The following is an 18,480-nucleotide window of genomic DNA, read 5'->3' as shown; positions in this document are numbered from 1 at the left end:
GTCATCATGCCCGGCCGGGGTCGGTCAGCGGGTCGGCGGGCCGGCGTGGCCTGACCACTCTCGGTGGTGGTTGCTCGCGGGCGGCCCGGAAGGCCCCGGGGCTCACCCCGACCTCCCGGGCGAAGAACCGGCCGAAGTTGGTCGGCTCCGGGAAGCCGAGCCGGCGACCGATCCGGGCCACCGGCTCGTCGGTGGCCGCCAGCAGCCGGCTGGCCTGCAGCGCGACCCGCTCGTCGACCACCTGCTTGGCGCTGCGCCCGGTGACCGCCAGGCAGGCCCGGGTCAGGGTACGCACCGAGCAGCCCAACCGGTCCGCGTAGTCCTCCACCCGGCGGGTGTGCTGGTAGTCGTGCTCGATCTCCCGGCAGAGCCGGCGGAAGGTGTCGACCTCGGCCCGTTGCGCGGCGCCGTCCGCCGACGCGTCGCCGGTGCCCTCCGTCGGGCCGGACGGCAGCAGGGCCAGCCGGAGCAGCAGCACGGCGAGCTGGTGGCGGAGCAGGCTGCGGGCGGCCGGGTCGCCCCGGTGCCGACGGATGTCCACCACCAGCTGGCTGACCTCGTTGATCACCGCGTCCTCGTCCTCGCCGGCGAGCTGGTGGTGGGTCGGGACGGCGTCCGGGTCGACGTCCAGGCCGCGCAGCGTCTCGCCGTGCCAGCGCACCACCGTCGCGTCGAGCTGCGCGGTGCAGCGCAGCACCTGCCCGGGGCCGACGCGTAGCAGCGTGCCGGGCCGGCAGGGCAGCGGGCGGAAGTCCAGTTCCGCGGTGCCGTGACCGCCGGTGACCAGCACGAGCAGGTCCGCGTCGAGCAGGACGGGTCGGCGCCACCCGGCCTCGGGGGCCAGGTCGCCGAGTTCCAGGATGTCGATCTCGGCTGCGGGCAGGTGGGGACGGGTTGCCGGGGAGAGCTGACCGGAAGGGACCATCACCTGCGACGGTAACTGGCCGTCCGGTTGGTCGCATCCCGGCTACGGGACCCGGAGTCTCGCCGGTGGGGTTGTCCGGGTCCGGGGGCCGGGCTACGTTACCGAGCGGTAGGGCCTGCGGCGGGTGATGGGATGGGCATGACGGATCTGTTCTCGGTCGACGGCAAGACGGTCCTGGTCACCGGAGGTTCCCGGGGCATCGGGCTGATGATCGCCCGGGGCTTCGTCCGGGCCGGCGCCAACGTGATCATCTCGTCCCGGAAGGCCGACGTCTGCGAGTCGGTGGCCAAGGAGCTGTCGGCCGAGGGGCGCTGCGAGGCGATCCCGGCGGACCTGGGCGACGACGCCGGCGCCGAGGGGCTCGCCGCGGCCGTGCGGGAGCGCACCGACCGGCTCGACGTGCTGGTCAACAACGCCGGCGCGACCTGGGGTGCGCCGCTGGAGTCGTACCCGGAGAGCGCGTTCGACAAGCTCTGGGCGGTCAACGTCAAGGCGGTCTTCCGGCTCACCACCGCGCTGCTGCCGGCGCTGCGCGCCGCGGCCAGCGCCGACGACCCGGCCCGGGTGGTCAACATCGGCTCGGTCGACGGCATCCGGGTGCCGTTCATGGAGGTGTACGCGTACTCCGCCACCAAGGCGGCCGTGCACATGTTGACCCGCAGCCTGGCCCACCAGCTGGCCGGCGAGCAGATCACGGTCAACGCGATCGCGCCGGGCCCGTTCGAGAGCAAGATGATGGCGTTCGCGCTGGACGACCCGGCGTCCCGGTCGGCGATCGAGCAGCAGGTGCCGCTGGGCCGGATCGGCCGGCCGGAGGACATGGCCGGCACGGCGATCTACCTGTCGTCCCGGGCGGGGGCGTACCTCACCGGCGCGGTGATCCCGGTCGACGGCGGCATGACCACGCACGGCTGAGGGCGTACCCCGGCCGGGTAGCCGGAGCCGCGCGGACTCGGCAGATCCGCGCGGCTTCGGGTGTGGGTCTCAGCGACCGGCGAGCAGCCGGGTCACCGCCGTGTCGACGTCGAGGTGCTCGGCCTCGCGGCCGCGTGGGACGACGACGTAGGTCCGCCGCAGGAAGCGCACCAGTACGCTGCGCGGCACCTCGAACAGGGCGTTGCCGTCGGGTGACGACAGGGCCAGCGCGACGAAGTCGCCCCGCGGGGTGGCCCAGGGCCAGACCCGGACGTCCCCGATGCCGGCTGGCTCGTCCAGGCCGGTGACCAGCAGCTCGCGGGCGAAGGACCAGCTCACCGCCTCGCCACCGGCGGATTCGGCGTGGAACAGGACATGGACCGCATACGGGTCAGCAGGGTCGTAACGCAGGCTGGCACGCACCGGCAAGGCGGTGGCGTCAGGCGCGACGAGCCTTAGCGACGTCTCGACCTCTACGGTCGTCGGTCGGATGACACTCATGGACGTTCTCCCCCCGGCACCGCTGCGGAACGCGCGTGTCCCGCTTTTCCCATACTCAGGTGCTACCCCTGGCTACGCTCCGCCATACGCCGACTTCACCCAGTGGTGGGAAGGGGGTCGGAAATGCCTCGAGAATGTGAAGATTCTTGTAGGATTTCCGGTCTTGCCCAGTGCTTGGTTCCGCCCGAAGTCGGATGGCTCGGTCGTCGACTTACTCCGGTAACGTCCAGTGGTCTGCGCAAGTGACGGGCCGGAGCGACACTGGGAGGTGAAATGGCCACGAACCGATCCTCAATGGATGCGGCGCCCGCGGCCGACTCACCGAAAGTAGGGGCCCGAGCAGCCGAAAGGCGGGGGTACGGCGTGCCGATGGATCAGCCCGACCGGGACGGACGGTCGACGTCCGCCGAGGGTCGCCATGGCGGCTCCCGGGGGGCCGCCGACCGTTCCCGCGGTCGTGATTCCGGTGGTCCCGCCCCGGGCGGTCGCGCCTCCGGTGGCCGCGCCTCCCACGGTCCCGTCGCGGGTGGCCTTCCCTCAGGTGGTCCCGTCACGGAGAGTCGCGCCCCCGCTGGTTCCGTCGCGGACGGTGTCGGCGAGGGCGGCTCGCGGGCCACGGGCGCCGGCGGCCGGGCCAGGGTGGCCATCGCCGAGCGGCCGCGGTCCGGATGGCGGGAGCGGATCCGGGCCACCCTCGACCTGATCCGGTCCAACCCCACCGGCCGGGTCACCCTCAAGATCTTCATCGCCATCGCCGGGGCCCTCGTCGTAACTGTCGGCATCGCGCTCATCCCGCTGCCCGGCCCCGGCTGGCTGATCGTGATCGGCGGCCTCGCCATCTGGGCCGTCGAGTTCCACTGGGCCCGCCGGCTGCTCGCCTTCACCCGCCGCCACGTCCAGGCCTGGACCAGGTGGGTCACCTCCCGGTCGCTGCCGGTGCGGTTCGTCCTGGGGGCCGTCGGGCTGGTCTTCCTCGCCGTGGGGGTCTGGCTGTCGCTCAAATACAGCCTGGGGATCGACCTCGTGGCGCGACTGCTGCACTACCTCGCGACGCACTGATCGGCCTGCTCACGGCGCTTCCTCAGCGTCTTCGGCGGCCGGCTTGCGGCGGTGTCGGCGACTGACTTGCGGCACGCGGACCCCGGATTTACGGTCCGGTCACGCGATCAGGTAGAGTCATGCGCGCTGAGGGCGATTAGCTCAGCGGGAGAGCGCTTCGTTCACACCGAAGAGGTCACTGGTTCGATCCCAGTATCGCCCACCATCGATATATGCAGGTAGGAAGCCCGCCGCCGGACTCGCCGGTAACGGGCTTTCTGGCTGTTGCCCCTTAATTGGGAGCAATTTGGGAGCAGGGGCGTCGGGACCGTCCGCTGTCTCCTGCGGTGCGTAGCGGCCGCAGCCGGGCGCCAGCGCAACAACCCGCCGCCGGAGCAGCTCGGAACTCGGACGAACCCGGCGAGTGGGCAGCGTGCCGAAGGCTAGGTGGTCTCTCACACCCATCATTGGGAAGCTGTTTCGGCTCACTGTGATCGATCTAATTGTGTTGGCGCCCACCGATCCCGCGAGCGTGAGCAGCCAAAGTCCTGCGCCCCAGGCTCATTTGGGTGCGGCGCTCATCGCCTTGCCAGTGTCCGGAGGATCCGTCCTCACCGGACGGGCCGTCCCCGCCCGGCTGCGGCTGCTCAGCCTGATCCAGTCGGCCCCCGACGGCGAGGTGTCCGCCTCTGACCTGACTGCGCCGCTCGGGCTCTCGCAGCCGACGGTCGGCCACCACCTGCGCATCCTCACCGAGGCCGGCTTGCTGGAGCGGGAAGAGCGCGGTGTCTGGGCGTATTACCGGCTGGTGCCGAGGCGATTGCGACGATCGCGGAGCTGCTGAACCTGCCACGCAAGCGAACAGCGCGGAGAACCCGTTGACGGGGTGACAAGCTGACCGCCCTTCACTCGGGCCAGCACCACGGACTGGTGCTGGTGGGCCGCCAGCCGAGTGCACTCGTACATTCTTCAACATCCACTTGCCGGGGTCGCTTGTAGATCGTCGCTGTCGCCAGGGTCGACGACGGCCTCAGGCTTGTGCCTGGCGCGGAGTCTCGTTGACGTCGACCTGGCCAACCTTCGTGAGCTGGCGGTGGGCTTGCAGGTGCGGGGCGGCATCAGCCCTCTGATGACGACGGCGAGGGCTGCGACGAGGACGTCCCTGAGGTCTTCCCACGCCTGCATCCAGTCGGTGACTGGGGAAGTTCAGCGGCGAACACCGCGCGAGGGTAGGTCGCCACCTTCGCCCGGAGGCTCCGTGCGCAGCCAGCCGAGGAACCGGGCGTGCACTCCACGGTTGTCGAGGCCGAGGCAGTGTAGATCATCTAGGGCGTCAGCGAGAGCGACGGCGAGGTAGACGGCCAGCGACGTCCGGGCGTCCCGGTACTCCGCCAGCAGCGCCAGTCGGGCGGGGGAGCAGGGCCAGGGGCAGCCACAGCGGCGGCACCGCCAGAGAGGGCGCATCGGCGTGTGGGGGCGCGCTGCCCCGCTCACCACCGGATGCCTGCCCGGCGCGACTGCGCGGGCGTCAGGTGCCCCGCCCGCCCAATCAGCGGGTGCAGCGCCGTCACCTCCCGTCCCCATCGTGGCGGCGGTACCGCGGCGGCACCCCGGTACGTCGGCGACGGCTCCGCCGGAGGTACGGGGCCGCGATCGGGGCATGGCCAGGGCAGCCCGCAGGTGCATCGCCGCCATCCCGTTCGCCAATCCCGGCGGTGTCGCGGGCCTGCGGGTACGGAGCGGGGTGTCCTAGTCACCGGCATTTGCTCATCGTTCGTCGATGGCTATCCCTTGTCAAGGCGCATCCTGCAACATGACCAGTTGCTATCAGGCGAGCTGCGGTTTGACCAGTTACTGCGTGGCTACCCTGCGGCCATGCCACGGCACCTGTACGGAGCGGGGGAGATCGCTACGCGCCTCGGCGTCAGCCGACAGCGGGCGCGGCAGATCATCGACCGCCCGGACTTCCCTGAGCCGTATGACCGGCTCGGGATGGGCGCGGTGTGGCTGAAACGCGAGGTGGAGGCGTGGATCGCGGAGCATCGTCCGCACTTGGGCGAGCCCGACGAGGAGTAGCGCAGGCAAACTGTACGGTTTGCGCCTGTGCCCACCCGCGGCCTGGCACGTCCTCTGGGCCGCGCTCGCCGCCGGTGTCGTGCTGGCGCACCGCTGACGGGCATTGCAGCAATAGCAGCGCCCCGTCCCAGCGCGCGGCGGGACAGACGGTTTAGGAAGCCACTTGCGCTGCGTTGAGCAAAGTTGCCCTGAACAGCACAAAGGCCAACCATCCATTCCCTGGCACCCTAGATCATTCCGCGCATAGTCCGGATCTTGGCCATGGATCCCCTGACCACCCCTTCCGATGCAAAGGTCACGGCGGCAGTATGTCCGTGTGGCATCGACAGAGAGAGAACAGCAGGCCCTTCAAGCGCGAGCGGCTCTAATCTTGGCAGCTCGCCGCCGCTCGCTGGTGACGTACAAGGAGCTGGGTCTAGCGATCGGCATGGCTGGCCCGGCCCTCAGCTCCCACATGGGTCGAGTGCTGGACAAGCTTTCGGACCTGTGTATCGAGGCCGGCGAACCGTCGCTCGCAGCCCTCGTTGTCAACTCGACCACCGGGGCCCCGGGCAAGGGTTACGAGGACGGCGGGGTCCCCTGGCACACCGAGGTGCAGGAGGTCTTTCGCCACTGGGCCAAGCAGTAAGGCTCGCCGCAGGCTGGAGAACTCTCGCTAGTGCGGTGACCACAAACGATCACCGGGTTGGTCACGCAGCCCGGGACTGGGGACGACCCACGTGTCGTTCACTCCGTATCCGGGCACGTTCCCGACGCTGCGCGACCAGCACATCCGGATGCCGGTTGTTCGCGCTGGGCCACCGCAGATACGCGTGCAACTTCCGCCGTCGCCCTCCCCGCCGGCCGAACGATGATTCGGCCCCGGGCCCCCAAAATCCTTGGAGAAGACGCATGAGCGATGTGAGCATCGGCACCGGCAAAGTGGTCGTGAACAGGGCGATGTCGCTGGACGGGTTCATCGCCGGTCCTGGCCACGCGATGGACTGGATCTTCGAGTACCTGACTGCGGATACGTTCCCGGAGGTTATGGCGGCCACGGGTGCCATGCTCATCGGCCGGGGCACGTACGAGGTCGCCAAGCGTATGGCCGACCAGGACACCCCCTACGACGGGGGAGGACAGTTCGTCCTCACCCACGAGCCTCCCGACGAGCCGGACCCTACCGTCACGTTCCTCACCTGTGACATTGAGGAAGCCGTTGCCACGGCACGCAGCGCCGCGGGCGGCAAGAACCTGGAGATCCTAGGTGCTGACGTGGCCGCCCAGTGCCTGCAACGCGGGCTCGTCGACGAGATCCTGGTGTATGTCCTACCGGTGCTGCTCGGCGACGGTGTCCGCTTCTCGCCCCCAAGCCTCGACAGGATCGACCTGGAACCTTTCAGCAACACCCAGTCGGGCGCCGTCACAATGCTCCGCTTCCGCGTGCGAAAGTAGGCGCAGCGCTCCAGCTGTTGACACCAGCACGCAGCGGACACTGCCGACGCTCCTGGTTAGACAGCCGCCGCACACGCACGGGTTCTGCCACCCGCCCAGCCTGAGCCCAGCCACGCCACCCGACCGGCAGGTCGAGCGGCGTGTCATCCAACACCGTGAACGCTTCTGGTCAGAGCACTAGTGTTCTGTCTCGCAATTAGCTAGCCGTTTTAGTAGACTCTGGACGTGACACGCGCTGCCGCACCACTGGTGCTCGAACCCGGCCAGCGGGAACTGCTGGAGTCTCTTGCCAAGTCGCGTGCGGCCGGGCATCGGTTGGTGCAGCGGGCGCAGGTGCTGCTGCGCGCCGCGGACGGGATGTCCAACGCCGACAACGCGGTGCTGGCGGGGGTGACCCGGATGACGGTGCGGGCATGGCGGTCCGAGTTCGCCGAGCGTGGGTTGGTCGATCTGGGCAAGGTCGCGCCGGGCCGCGGCCGTAAGGCGTCGATCCCGCAGGCCACGATCGACCAGATTGTGGAGTTGACGCTGCATGCCAGGCCGGAGGGGGCCACGCACTGGTCGTGCCGATCGATGGCGGACAAGGTCGGTGTGAGCCCGGCGACGGTGCAGCGGGTGTGGGACGCCCGCGGTCTCAAGCCGCATCTGGTGGAGACGTTCAAGCTGTCCAATGACAAGCGGTTCGAGGAGAAGCTTGTCGACGTGGTGGGCCTGTACCTGAACCCGCCGGACCAGGCCGTCGTGTTGTGCATGGACGAGAAGTCGCAAATCCAGGCCCTGGATCGTACACAGCCGAGCCTGCCGCTCAAGCCCGGCCGGGCCGGCACGATGACCCACGACTACAAGCGGCATGGCACCACGACACTGTTCGCCGCGTTGGATGTGCTGACCGGCAAGGTGATCGGCAAGTGCTTCGACCGGCACCGCCATGACGAGTTCCTGCGGTTCCTGCGCACCATCGACACATCGGTGCCCCGCAAGCTGCAGATCCACATGATCGTCGACAACTACGGCACCCACACCCACCCCAACGTCAAGGCGTGGCTGGCCAAGCATCCGCGTTTCCACCGGCATTTCACCCCGACCAGCTCATCCTGGCTCAACCTGGTCGAGCGCTGGTTCGCCGAGCTGACCGACAAGATGATCCGCCGTGGCGTGTTCCGCAGCGTCAACGACCTCGTCGCCGCGATCGAGGAGTACCTGCGCGTACACAACGACGACCCGAAACCGTTCGTGTGGACCGCCACAGCTGAATCGATCCTGGCCAAAGTCCGACGTGGACGAGTCGCCCTCCAGCAAGCGGCTAGTCAAAACTGAGACAGAACACTAGCACAGCACCGAACCCTGACGACTCGCTTACAAGCTCTGCGCGCTCCGTCCGGCGGCGTCCGTCCGCGTCGCTGACCTGGAATCATCGTCCGTAGGCCGCTCGCCCTGGTCGTCCCCGTCTCGGCCCGTTGCTGTCGCCGTTGCTGTCGAGGCCTCTGCCAGTAACTCCCACACTGCCAGAGGGCTCTCGCGGATGTGGCCTGGCCGGTGGGGGCTTGAACGACGCAGGGTTCGCGAAGGCAACTCTGGTTCCCCCTCATTCCCCGGCTCTGACCGTTTGATCTGGCACGAATCTGGCATGGTCGTCGTCGGCGGCACTGTCGCCTGGCTCCGCTGGGACCCGAAGCACAAGATTTGGCCTTAGCCGGCACGCGGGTGGGGGCCAGGTCGGCGCACTCGGCCGGCAATCCGCCGTTGCTCCCAATCCGGATCACATACCCGGCACCGGCACGGTACGCCCCACCCCGCCACCTTTCGGTGATGCAATGCCACCGTGGCCGTCTTCCGCTCCTCGGTGAATGCGCAACCGGCCCGGTCCAGGTAGGCGACGGCAGCCCGCAGCCACACCCCGTCGTCGTTGAGTCGGGGATCTTTGCCCCACAGCTCCAACTCGCCGAGCCAGCCGTTGCACCCGGAGCACAGCATGCCCCGGATGCAACGGCCGCAGGTGTTGTGATGGTCGGGGCAGCAGAGATGGTCGTGGTCGATATATAGAGGGATGGCCTCGGCGCCGCGCAGGTTCGCCTTCTGGCAGATGCCGCACACCCGTGTTGGCTGTTGCGGATCTGCCGATACTGGTCGGCGGTGATGCGGTGCCGGCGGAGGGCTTTCGTGGGCAGTTTTAGGGTGCACACCTGCCACGGATCGCCCCGCACCACAACCGCGCGGAGGACGATTAGGGCCATGTGTCACTCATCGTCGTCGTACGGGTCGGCTGGCTCGGCACCCGCGTAGACCGTCCACGCCGTGCAGGGCAGGCGGTAGGGGCACCGGATCAGGTTAGGTGGCGGGCGCAACCGTCTCGGTGAGGTGCGGGCAGGCCGCCATTACAGCGACCTGCTCGTCATCCCTGCGCCCACGCTCCAGACCAAACGGCGTTGAGCGGAGTATCCGCAGGGTGGCAAAGTCGCAGGGTGACTCTTGATCCGACGACGGTGCGCCGCCTTGCGTTCATCCGGTACTTACACCGGCTTGGCGACACCCAGGCACATCTCCCTGATCCGCAGTCCGCGGTCTCGCTGCTGATGCTGCACGACGCGGTCGAGAGCTTGCTTCTCTTGGTCGCCGATCACTACGGCCTTGCGTCGCCGAAGTTCGAGGACTACTGGAAGGTACTTGGCCCCCGGGTGCCAGGTGGTCTGACTGGGTTCCGGGGCATGCAGCGGCTTCACCGCTCTCGGAACGACTTCAAGCACAACGGCGTCGTTCCGTCGTCGGCGACCATCGCGCTTGCTGGCACCGATGCGGCGACGTTCATGGCGGCGACCGTGCAGGCGGTCTTCGGCGTGGACTACACGGACGTGTCGATGGTGGACGTCGTGAGCCAGGCCACGGTGCGTGCCGTGTTGCGCGCCGCCGAGCTTGAGCATGCGGGTGGGAACACCCGCCTGGCGATGGTCAAGCTGCGGGACGCCTTTAACGAGTTGTTCGAGCCTCACCTGGGCCAGCCCGACATCTCGTGGGTCACCCGGCGCGGCTCCCCGTTCGCCTTCGGGCAGGAGTGGTACGGCGGGGCGTCCGCGCCTACCATCAACGAGGTGATCGAGAGGGTGCTGGGCGGCCCGGCCCGCTCCAGCCCGAAGGCTCGCGCAGTGGCTCGGCAAGTGGCGTCCGCGGTCGAGTCTGCCAGGTTGATGCGCCCGGCGCTGCGGATGGTGACGCTCGGTCTGGACTTTCCGACGTACCTAAGGTTCGACCTGCTGGTGCCTGAGGTGAACACGTACTCCGACGGGACGCGGACCTACACGGCGCCGAAGGGCTACGCGCCGACTGACGATGAATTCTCGTTCTGCCTCGAGTTCGTTGTCACGGCGGCGCTGCGTCTGGCTGCCGCCGAAGCGCATCAGCAGGACCCTGATTGGCTCACGCGCGACGAGCGGGGATGGGTGGAAGGGGAGACGGTCCACGAGATTCCGGCGCCCGAGCTTCCGGCGCCCGAGGAGTAGGGCGTGCTCAGCGCAAGTCGGCTTCCGATGTGGATGAGCGCGGCGGCCGAGTCTTGATGATCCTGCCTGCGCGGCACGCCCTGCGCGCCCGCGTGACGCCTCGCTTGCAAGCTGGTGTGCAGGGCGTCCGTCCCCGTCTGGGAGCGGCCGTCAGCTCGGAGCAGCGTCCGTCCCTGGGCTCGTTCGTGCGTCGGCGTCCGGGGCGGTTGCTGTCAGCGTTGTTGTCGACAGCGCCGCTGCTGGCACGTCCAGCTAAGCCCGACCCCCGTCGGGGGGATGCGGTTTCAAGCTGTCGGCTGCTGCCAGCTGGTAGCGGCCTGCGGCGACGAGCAGGTGCGATGCCTCGTCGGTTGCCGTTCCGGACCAACCCATATCGAGGCTCCCGCTGCCTTCTTGCTGCCTCGCTATCGAATCTGGATAGCGGCACATCGCCACTGTCGCCTTGACGACCCACGTAGGCACAGCGCTCGGGGATGCTGTGCACTGCCTGCGCCTATCGAGGGGTGCCGCCCAGAGGACTCCAGAAATGAACTTCAGCGTTGGGATCTATGACCTTTTCGCGTACGCGATCCCGGGCTCGCTCTATCTAGCCCTGCTGATCTACGTATCCGACCAGCAGAGCTGGCTCAACGCCGAGGGGTTGGTCAATCTTCCGATGCCGCTACTGATAGCGGCTGGCCTGGTCCTTAGCTACGTTCTCGGGCACTTGACGTATCCCCTGGCCAGCACGCTCGATCACCTCCCCCGGGGCCGTGGTGACGCGGCCATGGCTGCGGTACGGCGGGCCTTTGTCGAGCGCGCGCCAAGCGAGCGGGCGGAAGCCCTCTCCCGCACGGACCTGTTCCTGATCCAAGCCGCTGCGGAGATCCGCCACCCTGAGGCTGTGGCCGAGATCAACCGGCTTCGCGCGATGGGCCTCATGCTGCGGAGCTGCGCTGCGGCAATGTTCGTAGCCTCACCAGTCGCGGCGAGCGAAACGCTGCTGGGCGGCAATCCCACCTTCGCGGCGGTAACAGCCGTCCTGCTGGCCACCTTGGGTGTAGTTGGTAAGCAACGCGGGCAAGGGCTCCGAAGCTGGGCGGCAGCCAAGACTTTGGAGGTCTGCTACTGGATGAGTGATGCGGATCTTCCGGTCCCAGCCGCCCCGACAGACCCGACCACCAGCAGAAGCCGTCCGCAGAAGGCTGGGCCCTCGATACCTCGCCAGTGACCTACGCATTACGAGTCAGTCCCGGGGCGCTGGTCCGCCGTTTGGTCGCCCTGTTCGACGTGGTGTCGGCGTCCGCGCTCGTCCGCTGTTGCTCGCCGGTTTGGCTGCTCGCTTGGCTGCTCGGCACCGGCAGAGGTCGTCGGGCACACTGGCCCGGCTGTTCGGGTCTAGCATGCGCTTCATGACGACCGCCGATGTCGATCCGACCCCTGCATCGGGTTCGTCCGGCCGGACCTTGGCACGTGCGCAATTCGCCTTGGCCGCTGTCTACGTCGGCGCCATCGGCGTCGCCCTCGGCCGGGCCGCGTCCTTCTCCGGGTACCTCTACCTGCCTCATCAGGGCGACGAGTACACCAGCAGCGCTAATCTCTGGCCGGGCCTCTGGGCGCCGGCGGCGCTGGCGATGATCGTCGTGATCGGCGTAGTACCGTACGTCGCTGCAGTGACAGCGCTCGTCGCCGTCACCCGGCTCCTGACGGCCGGGATGCGGGCCTCCGTGCGCCGGCAAAGCCTGATCGTTAGCACGGTTCTCGCGGCCCTCGTTGCCGCCTCCTCGTTGACTCCACCGGTCAAGGCGTTGTTCAGCTGGCTCCTCGACTAGACACGTTGGCAGCTGGCCGGCCTCATCTTGCGCCTGGCTGGCCGCGTCGCCCGCTGCTCGCGCCACTGGCCGCCAGTTGAGCCAGCCGAGATCGAGCCGCGACGTCTCGCCTACAAGGCGCTTTCGTCAAGAGTCGTAGCGTCCGCTGACGTCCGCCGGGTTCGGGCCGGAGGCGACACCCGTTCGCACTCATCCGGCTCGACCGCCATCGTTGATGTCAACGAGTGATGTCATCCGCCGCTGTCGGCTCCCTGCCCGCTGCTGGTAGAACCGCCGCATGGATCAACTGACCGACCCGCTGGCCGGGCTCGACGAAGTCCCGTGGGAGTTGCTGCACCACGCCTACGGCCCAGCCGTCGACGTACCGGACCAGTTGCGGGCGTTGCGCTCGGCGGAGGTGCCGGTCCGGCGCCGTGCGTTGTCCAAGCTGTTCGGCAACGTCTACCACCAGGGCACGCGATGGGGGGCGAGCTGTCACGTGGTGCCGTTCCTGGTAGCGCTCGCCGACGACCCGGATACCCCGGACCGGGCAGCGGTGGCCGACCTGCTCCGTTCGGTGGTGCTCGGCGACCGGCGCGACGACGAGCTGCCGTTCGATCCGCGGCGGACCTTCGCCGCCGCCGAGGGGATCACCGACGAGCAGGCGGCGCTGGTGGAGCGGCATCTGGAGGCCGAAGACCTGTTCGAGCACGAGGAGGCCGCGGAACTGGCTGACAACGTGGCGATCCGCTGGGAGGCCGACGCCTTCCATGCTGGAGCCCGTCACACCGGCCTGTACGTCCGCTGGCTCACCGATCCAGACCCTCAGCTGGCCGGGTACGCCGCCGAACTACTCGCCTGGTTCGCACCCGACGAGGCCGCGTTGGCCGGCCTCATCGCGGTCCCGGATGACGAGGCGCGCGCCGCCACCCGAGCCAGCGCCAACCTGACCCTCGGCCACTGTCCGGTCGACTCGGAGCGGATCGACGCCTGCCTCCGCGAGCTGCTGTCCGCGAACGCTGCGGTCGTCCGGGTCACGGCGGCGGTCGGGCTGGCCTACCGGCTCGGCGACCAGCTACCCGACCTGGCGCTCGACGTCCTCACCGACGCCCGCAGCTCGGACTTCGATGCCGAAGTACCCGGCTGGGACCGGTCGGGGCGCGGGTTCGTGGCCCTCGCATTGCACCGGCTCGGTCTCGGCTGACTTGCCCCTGCGACACACGGCTTAGGAAACCGATGCTCTATCCCCTGAGCTACGAGGGCGCGAGGGCCCAGCCTACCTGCCAGCGGCTGCCCAGCAGTACCCAGGAGTACCCGCGCGTGCTCACGGATGCCAACCGCCCGCTGCTCCGACCAGCGGAGCACACATGGAGCACGCCGATGCCCACCGGACCGACCCGCACCAACCGCCGCCCGGCCGTGACCGCGGCCGCCCATCGGTACCCACGACTCACCGAGCGCATTCCGAGCAAAGCAGAGATCATCTGACACACCGGCAACCGGTGCGCTGGTTCAGCAACACGTCGTTGCCCGCTCCCCCTGCTACCTGCGGATACGGAGCATCGGACTACGGATCAGAAGGTTAGGGGTTCGAGTCCCTTCGGGCGCACAAGATCAAAAGGCACCTGACCCGCCAGAATAGGGGTCAGGTGCCTTTTGTTGTTCGTCCTGATGGGGCGTGTTGGTGCTCGAATGGTGCTCGTACGACGAGCGTGCCCTACGTCCCGGCCCGTCCGTCTCGGTCCATCTGGCTACGGCCTGACTCGATCAACTAGGCGACCTTTGTCGCCGGGCGGACGACCCGGCGCGTGCGAGGGCTGCCAGGGACTGGAACCCTGAACCCTCTGGCGACGCCTCGATCGTGGCTTGCGCCCCATGATCTTGCTATCCGTACCCGGCCGCGGGCGCAAGCGCGCTGGTTTCAGAGGGGTGCCCGAAGCTCATAGCTCGCTTCGTCCCGAACGCCGTGACGCCCTGGCAGCCGTTGCCGTTTGTCGCCGTCGGGTGCGCCTTTCGTACAGGTCACTGGCAGTCCTGTCGCGTCCGATCGGTTCTGCCTGCCGCTTCACCTTGGATCATGTCGTTGCGGCAACCGCTCCGCTGGCGGCGCGGATGGCCGCGTTGCAGTCTCGCAAGGTGCCGAGCTGAACCTGGGCTTGGTATGACGACAACGTAGCGCTTGTGCTGCCAGCTTTCTCGCTCCCGACGATGGAAGCCTCCTCCGCTCACGGGACTCCGGGGCGACTAAAAAGCAGCAGCAGTGAGTCCGGCCAGCAGGCTCTGGTACGCGGTGGGATGGACGATCGGGATGCCGTACTGGTGAGCCTTCTTGGCCTTGCCTGACATGGTGTCCGGGTCGGCGGCAACCAGAAGCCGCGTCTTCTTCGTAACGTTGTCGCCCACGTTGAGACCTGCAGCCCTTGCGTCCTCCTCCCACTCCCACTGCGGCGGCTCCATAGCACCGGTGAAGACGACTAGGTCACCGGGCTGTAGCCGCCACGCGTCGGGCCGACGCTGCCGTGGGATGTCTGTAGCCGCCGCGGTCAAAGCCTGGTCGACGTCGGATCGTTGGAGGCCGAGCAGCCCGGCCACCTGGTCCAGGTCGTGGCGCTCATCTGAAGTCAGGACTCCGTCTTCGAGCGCGATCCCAGCCAGGCTCGCCACGTAGGTCCGGTGCAGGTGCTCCACGTCGACGCGCGCAAGCCCGAACGCTTCCGCTGTGGCGACGAGTGCGTCGGCTTCCGTGGCCGAGATGTGCCGGTCAAGGAGCGCCTGGTCGAGCAGGTCCAGGTAGGCGTCGCCCTTCGGCTCGTGCAGCCGGGGCAATCGGTCGACCAGCCGGGCTAGGAAGTGCTGTTCCCGCTGGCCTGGTGCACGCCGTTGAACGGCCACCGCTGGGTTGGTGCCAAGCGTTGGCCATGAGAGCCCGGCGGCCGCCGTTAGTGCGGCTGCCCACGGGGGTGGGCTGCCGGCCGCTGTGAGGTAGTAGCTCAGGAGTTGGGCGGCGGCGCGGGCGTCATGCAGCGCTGAGTGCGCCTGGTACGGCGGCAGCCCAGCCGCGCGACAGCAGTCGTGCAGACTGCGACCGGCCGAGGGTAGGAAGTGCGAAGCCAGCCGCATCGTGCACAGGCCAGCGACCTGGTCGATCGGCGCGTGAATCCCCACGCGCTGGTACTCGGCGTGCAGGAACGGGCCGTCGAAGTTCAGGTTGTGAGCCACCAGGACCCGGCCGCGCAGCATGCTGGCGAGGTGGTTAGCAACCTGGTCGAAGGCAGGCGCCCGCCGTGCCTCCGCGGCAGAAATGCCGTGGATGAGCTGTGGCCCGAGGTCGCGGTCCGGGTTCACGAGGCTGCACCACTCGTCCGTAACCCGACCGTTCTCGTCGACGTGAACGACGGCCACCTCGACGATCCGGTCGTGCCAGCTCGTACGAAGGCCGGTGGTTTCGAGGTCGATGACTGCGTACATGCGCCGCTCCCCTACGCCAACACCAAGGAGGTGCTGCCAACGGCTGCGCGCAGTCGCGCCAACCACCGCGGCGGCAGCGGCTGCGGGTCACCCATCGAGCGCAAGTAGGTGCGGCGGTAGCGCGTCTGCTCGGTGTCCTGCCACAGCCCGGCGGTATTGGCGACGGTGGCGGTCAGCGCCAGAGCCGTCGCCGCGACCGGTGACGCAGACGCGGACGGGGCCTGGGCAGCCCACGCGGCGAGGTCCTGTTGGTCTGGCATCTGGGTGGGCCACCCGAGCGGAGCAATCTTCGAGTTGGTCTTCGCCCTGTGCTGCTCAACTGCGGCTATGTAGGTAGACCGATGTTCGCTGATCTCCGTCAGCAGCTCGGGGATGGTGAGTATGTTGCCCCGCAGGGCGGTGAGCAGCTCGGCTGGCAGGACATCCGCAATCCTAGCCAGGACCGCGGAAGGACCGTCTCTGTCCCAGTCGATCAGGCATCGATCCTGCAACATCCACATGATCCGGCGCAGCTGCTCGGGGTCCCGTTCGATTTCGTCGAAGCGGACCACCCAGGCTCCACCTGCGCGACCGGTCGGGCTGAGGCGCCATACGGCCAAGGCCTCGCCGCCGTCGCTATCGGGACCAACGGCCAGAACTCCGTGGCCCCGCGCGCCGGGCACGTAGTCGACCGGTATGGCCAGCTCGTTCTCGGATGCCTCCACGCCGAAGCTCCCTGCATGTACTCAATAGTTGACAGCGGGATGATCACGGTAACGGCCCCGGGTGACATCCGGGGTCGGCCATCTGGGCCGACTTGTTGCCCGCACCGCACTCCACGCTCGCACTGGTGTCCACTCTCGAAACCCGCTTGCCGTCTCGAAGAGCCGCGTCCAGTACTGTTCGGTGACAACGGCCGACCCGCGGTGTCGTACGACATCGATGCCTTTCACGACACGGAGGGCATCGTTGTCGAGGTCGAGGCTGGACGGGGCGCAAGGGGCAATGCGGTGTACCGCGACATCGTGCGAACGAGCCTCATCCTCGACGCGCGCTACTTGGCGCTTCTGCTGCCCATCGCGTACCGCCATCAGAGCAGTGGACGGGAGGTCACCGTGGCTGCGTTCCGAGACGCTCGCGACCAGTTCGACGCCATCTACGCAAGCCAGCGACTGCGGCTGCCCTTCCAGGGCGTGCTCTTGGTCGGGTACTGATCTCTACGGACTGTTGGTGAGCCAGCTATGATCAGGCGCACCGACCGCGACCCAGCCGGGGCGCAGGAGGGACAGTCCATGGGCAGCCAGCAGCAGGCCGCGACGCGTCGCACGCCGTGGCCGCCTGAGGCAGTCCTGGACAAGCCATCACCACTGGTGGATGAGGCCCTCTTTCGGCACTCCGTCATCAGCCCGCTGCGGTACCCGGGCGCGAAGCGCCAGCTTGTCCCTGTCATCGAGTCACTGATACGAGCGAACGTCCCCCCACCGCGGCTAATGGTGGAACCCTTCTGCGGCGGTGCCACAACAACGCTTCGACTCCTCGGGGCAGGTGTCGTCGAGCATGGCGTGCTTGCCGACATCGATCCTTTGGTCGCTGCCTTCTGGAAGACGGCTGCCTTCGACGCACACTGGCTCATTGACGCGATGCGCGCAGAGCCGGTCACTGTCGCCCGATGGGATTGGTGGCGTGCTAGCACTCCCCGGGGGCGTCGTGAGCGGGCGCTCAAGTGTCTCTTCCTCAACCGCACCACGTTCTCGGGCATCTTGCACGGGCGTGCCGGTCCGATCGGCGGCCGCGCCCAGACTTCCGCCTACAAGATCGACTGCCGATTCGGATTGGAGGGGCTAGCTCGCCGAATCAAGGGAGTCGCAGAGCTGGCCGCCTCGGGTCGTCTACTCGACGTCTGGGAAACCGACTGGCGGACAGCGGTTGCCCGTATCCCCACCCAGTTCGGGATGCTAGAACCCAGCGAGGTTGTCGTGTACCTCGACCCACCGTATGTCGACAAGGCCCAGTGGCTGTACGAGTGGTCCTTCGACAACTCCGAGCACACCGACCTGGCGAACAGCCTTTGCTCTGACGTTCCCTACCGTTGGCTGCTGTCATACGACGACAACCAAACGATCCGCGACCTATACAGAGCACGGCCGGGGCAGGCCACGCTACATGTTTCCCATCGGTATACAGCCGCAGGGTCAGAGAAACGTACCGTCAAGGACGAACTGCTGGTTACGAACTTCGACTCCTTACCAGAGTCTGACCGATACCGGATCCTTCACCCGTAGCGACTCTTAGCGGTGCCCCTGGCAGCTGGCGCAGCCGGATCCGCTTTCCCTGCGCGGCCCTGTCGGAACCCCGACAGATCTTCTCTTCCAGCTGGCTCGTACGAACCGATGGGGGCTTCCGTTACAGAAAGTGCACATCAAGGTGATAGCAATCGCCGGGGGCCGTAAGCAACAAAGTTTATGGATATCGCCTGGTCAGAGCCCTACAGCGCGATGACGAACGGTGATGCTGGGTCATGCGGCTCCCAGCTCGCTCGGGTGACGCGACTGATATTGATCTAGAGGCTGTGATCCATCTCGGGGCTGCCTCTTGTCGTGGAGGTCCGGCATGATGTCAGCCGTATCGATCCAACTGCCGTCGGTGACCCTAGGTGTAGACGAGGTGCCGTTGTATCGCTCCGCCTTCACGCGCCCGCCCTTGGCGCTGGCCGGAGCCGCCAGGCCTCCTGGGGCCGGATCGGCTCGGTTTGTCGGTGGTCGGTCCTACAGCTCGCGCGTCTTAGAGCCTGGTAAATAAGGGTTTCAGGTGTGTTGGTGACGGGCGAGGCGGCGGGTCATGACGATGATCATGGCCCATT

17 protein-coding genes, 1 tRNA gene and 2 pseudogenes are annotated in these 18,480 nt (G+C 67.8%); 14 read left to right on the top strand and 6 right to left on the bottom strand.

Features of this window, described 5'->3' with window-relative positions:
- Window positions 1–4: 4 nt before the first annotated feature.
- The gene (locus ACLQ2U_RS29485) at window positions 5–925 is read right to left on the bottom strand and encodes a helix-turn-helix transcriptional regulator (RefSeq protein ID WP_425754166.1); all 921 of its coding nucleotides are present in this window, start codon (window positions 923–925) and stop codon (window positions 5–7) included.
- Between the two features lie 138 nt (window positions 926–1,063).
- Here ACLQ2U_RS29485 and ACLQ2U_RS29480 point away from each other — a divergent pair, with 138 nt between their 5' ends.
- Window positions 1,064–1,840 carry a glucose 1-dehydrogenase gene (locus ACLQ2U_RS29480; protein ID WP_425754165.1) on the top strand — a complete coding sequence of 259 codons (777 nt, stop codon included), beginning with the start codon at window positions 1,064–1,066 and terminating at the stop codon, window positions 1,838–1,840.
- 69 nt (window positions 1,841–1,909) lie between these two features.
- Here ACLQ2U_RS29480 and ACLQ2U_RS29475 read toward each other — a convergent pair whose 3' ends face one another.
- Window positions 1,910–2,341: an SsgA family sporulation/cell division regulator gene (locus tag ACLQ2U_RS29475; protein ID WP_053653619.1), complete on the bottom strand. Its 432-nt coding sequence runs from the start codon at window positions 2,339–2,341 to the stop codon at window positions 1,910–1,912.
- A gap of 639 nt (window positions 2,342–2,980) precedes the next feature.
- Here ACLQ2U_RS29475 and ACLQ2U_RS29470 point away from each other — a divergent pair.
- The 5 genes and pseudogenes from ACLQ2U_RS29470 (at window position 2,981) to ACLQ2U_RS29450 (ending at window position 6,083) form a co-directional block, all read left to right on the top strand.
- Window positions 2,981–3,400: a TIGR02611 family protein gene (locus tag ACLQ2U_RS29470; protein WP_425754164.1), complete on the top strand. Its 420-nt coding sequence runs from the start codon at window positions 2,981–2,983 to the stop codon at window positions 3,398–3,400.
- Between the two features lie 130 nt (window positions 3,401–3,530).
- Window positions 3,531–3,605, top strand: a tRNA-Val gene (locus tag ACLQ2U_RS29465).
- A 381-nt stretch (window positions 3,606–3,986) separates the two neighbouring features.
- Window positions 3,987–4,261, top strand: a pseudogene (locus tag ACLQ2U_RS29460) (ArsR/SmtB family transcription factor); the annotation flags it as partial.
- Window positions 4,262–5,254: 993 nt separating this feature from the next.
- Window positions 5,255–5,455 carry a helix-turn-helix transcriptional regulator gene (locus ACLQ2U_RS29455; RefSeq protein ID WP_425754163.1) on the top strand — a complete coding sequence of 67 codons (201 nt, stop codon included), beginning with the start codon at window positions 5,255–5,257 and terminating at the stop codon, window positions 5,453–5,455.
- 463 nt (window positions 5,456–5,918) lie between these two features.
- Entirely contained in the window at window positions 5,919–6,083 is a 165-nt protein-coding gene (locus ACLQ2U_RS29450) for a hypothetical protein (RefSeq protein WP_425754162.1), read from the top strand.
- A gap of 61 nt (window positions 6,084–6,144) precedes the next feature.
- On the opposite strand, the pseudogene ACLQ2U_RS29445 reads toward ACLQ2U_RS29450, so the two are convergent.
- A pseudogene (locus ACLQ2U_RS29445) lies at window positions 6,145–6,279 on the bottom strand (IS630 family transposase); the annotation flags it as partial.
- Between the two features lie 67 nt (window positions 6,280–6,346).
- On the opposite strand from ACLQ2U_RS29445, the gene ACLQ2U_RS29440 reads away from it, so the two are divergent.
- Window positions 6,347–6,889, top strand: coding sequence for a dihydrofolate reductase family protein (locus tag ACLQ2U_RS29440; RefSeq protein ID WP_425754161.1), 543 nt, complete (start codon window positions 6,347–6,349; stop codon window positions 6,887–6,889).
- A 219-nt stretch (window positions 6,890–7,108) separates the two neighbouring features.
- Complete coding sequence (locus ACLQ2U_RS29435; protein WP_425754189.1) at window positions 7,109–8,206, top strand: IS630 family transposase; 1,098 nt, start codon at window positions 7,109–7,111, stop codon at window positions 8,204–8,206.
- 372 nt (window positions 8,207–8,578) lie between these two features.
- Here the strand turns inward: ACLQ2U_RS29435 and ACLQ2U_RS29430 are convergent, their stop codons facing one another.
- The gene (locus tag ACLQ2U_RS29430) at window positions 8,579–8,983 is read right to left on the bottom strand and encodes an endonuclease domain-containing protein (protein ID WP_425754160.1); all 405 of its coding nucleotides are present in this window, start codon (window positions 8,981–8,983) and stop codon (window positions 8,579–8,581) included.
- A 368-nt stretch (window positions 8,984–9,351) separates the two neighbouring features.
- On the opposite strand from ACLQ2U_RS29430, the gene ACLQ2U_RS29425 reads away from it, so the two are divergent.
- From ACLQ2U_RS29425 to ACLQ2U_RS29410, 4 genes are all read left to right on the top strand, one after another.
- Window positions 9,352–10,383, top strand: a complete 1,032-nt coding sequence (locus ACLQ2U_RS29425) for a hypothetical protein (protein WP_425754159.1) — start codon at window positions 9,352–9,354, stop codon at window positions 10,381–10,383.
- A 526-nt stretch (window positions 10,384–10,909) separates the two neighbouring features.
- Window positions 10,910–11,593: a hypothetical protein gene (locus ACLQ2U_RS29420; RefSeq protein WP_425754158.1), complete on the top strand. Its 684-nt coding sequence runs from the start codon at window positions 10,910–10,912 to the stop codon at window positions 11,591–11,593.
- 181 nt (window positions 11,594–11,774) lie between these two features.
- The gene (locus ACLQ2U_RS29415) at window positions 11,775–12,194 is read left to right on the top strand and encodes a hypothetical protein (protein WP_425754157.1); all 420 of its coding nucleotides are present in this window, start codon (window positions 11,775–11,777) and stop codon (window positions 12,192–12,194) included.
- Between the two features lie 277 nt (window positions 12,195–12,471).
- Window positions 12,472–13,377 (top strand): hypothetical protein, encoded by a 906-nt coding sequence (locus ACLQ2U_RS29410; RefSeq protein ID WP_425754156.1) that lies wholly within the window; start codon window positions 12,472–12,474, stop codon window positions 13,375–13,377.
- Window positions 13,378–14,417: 1,040 nt separating this feature from the next.
- Here ACLQ2U_RS29410 and ACLQ2U_RS29405 read toward each other — a convergent pair.
- Window positions 14,418–15,641 carry an exonuclease domain-containing protein gene (locus ACLQ2U_RS29405; RefSeq protein ID WP_425754155.1) on the bottom strand — a complete coding sequence of 408 codons (1,224 nt, stop codon included), beginning with the start codon at window positions 15,639–15,641 and terminating at the stop codon, window positions 14,418–14,420.
- An 11-nt stretch (window positions 15,642–15,652) separates the two neighbouring features.
- Window positions 15,653–16,345 (bottom strand): DUF6218 family protein, encoded by a 693-nt coding sequence (locus tag ACLQ2U_RS29400; protein ID WP_425754154.1) that lies wholly within the window; start codon window positions 16,343–16,345, stop codon window positions 15,653–15,655.
- Between the two features lie 201 nt (window positions 16,346–16,546).
- Between ACLQ2U_RS29400 and ACLQ2U_RS29395 the strand changes: the two genes are divergently transcribed.
- The gene (locus tag ACLQ2U_RS29395) at window positions 16,547–16,834 is read left to right on the top strand and encodes a hypothetical protein (protein WP_425754153.1); all 288 of its coding nucleotides are present in this window, start codon (window positions 16,547–16,549) and stop codon (window positions 16,832–16,834) included.
- A 78-nt stretch (window positions 16,835–16,912) separates the two neighbouring features.
- Window positions 16,913–17,902, top strand: a complete 990-nt coding sequence (locus ACLQ2U_RS29390) for a DNA adenine methylase (protein WP_425754152.1) — start codon at window positions 16,913–16,915, stop codon at window positions 17,900–17,902.
- Window positions 17,903–18,480 lie beyond the last annotated feature (578 nt).

Origin of the sequence: Micromonospora sp. DT47, assembly GCF_049844475.1 — a bacterium.
Lineage (GTDB): Bacteria > Actinomycetota > Actinomycetes > Mycobacteriales > Micromonosporaceae > Micromonospora.
The sequence above is the reverse complement of the archived record's forward strand: the minus strand, read 5'-3'. Positions and strand labels throughout refer to the sequence as shown.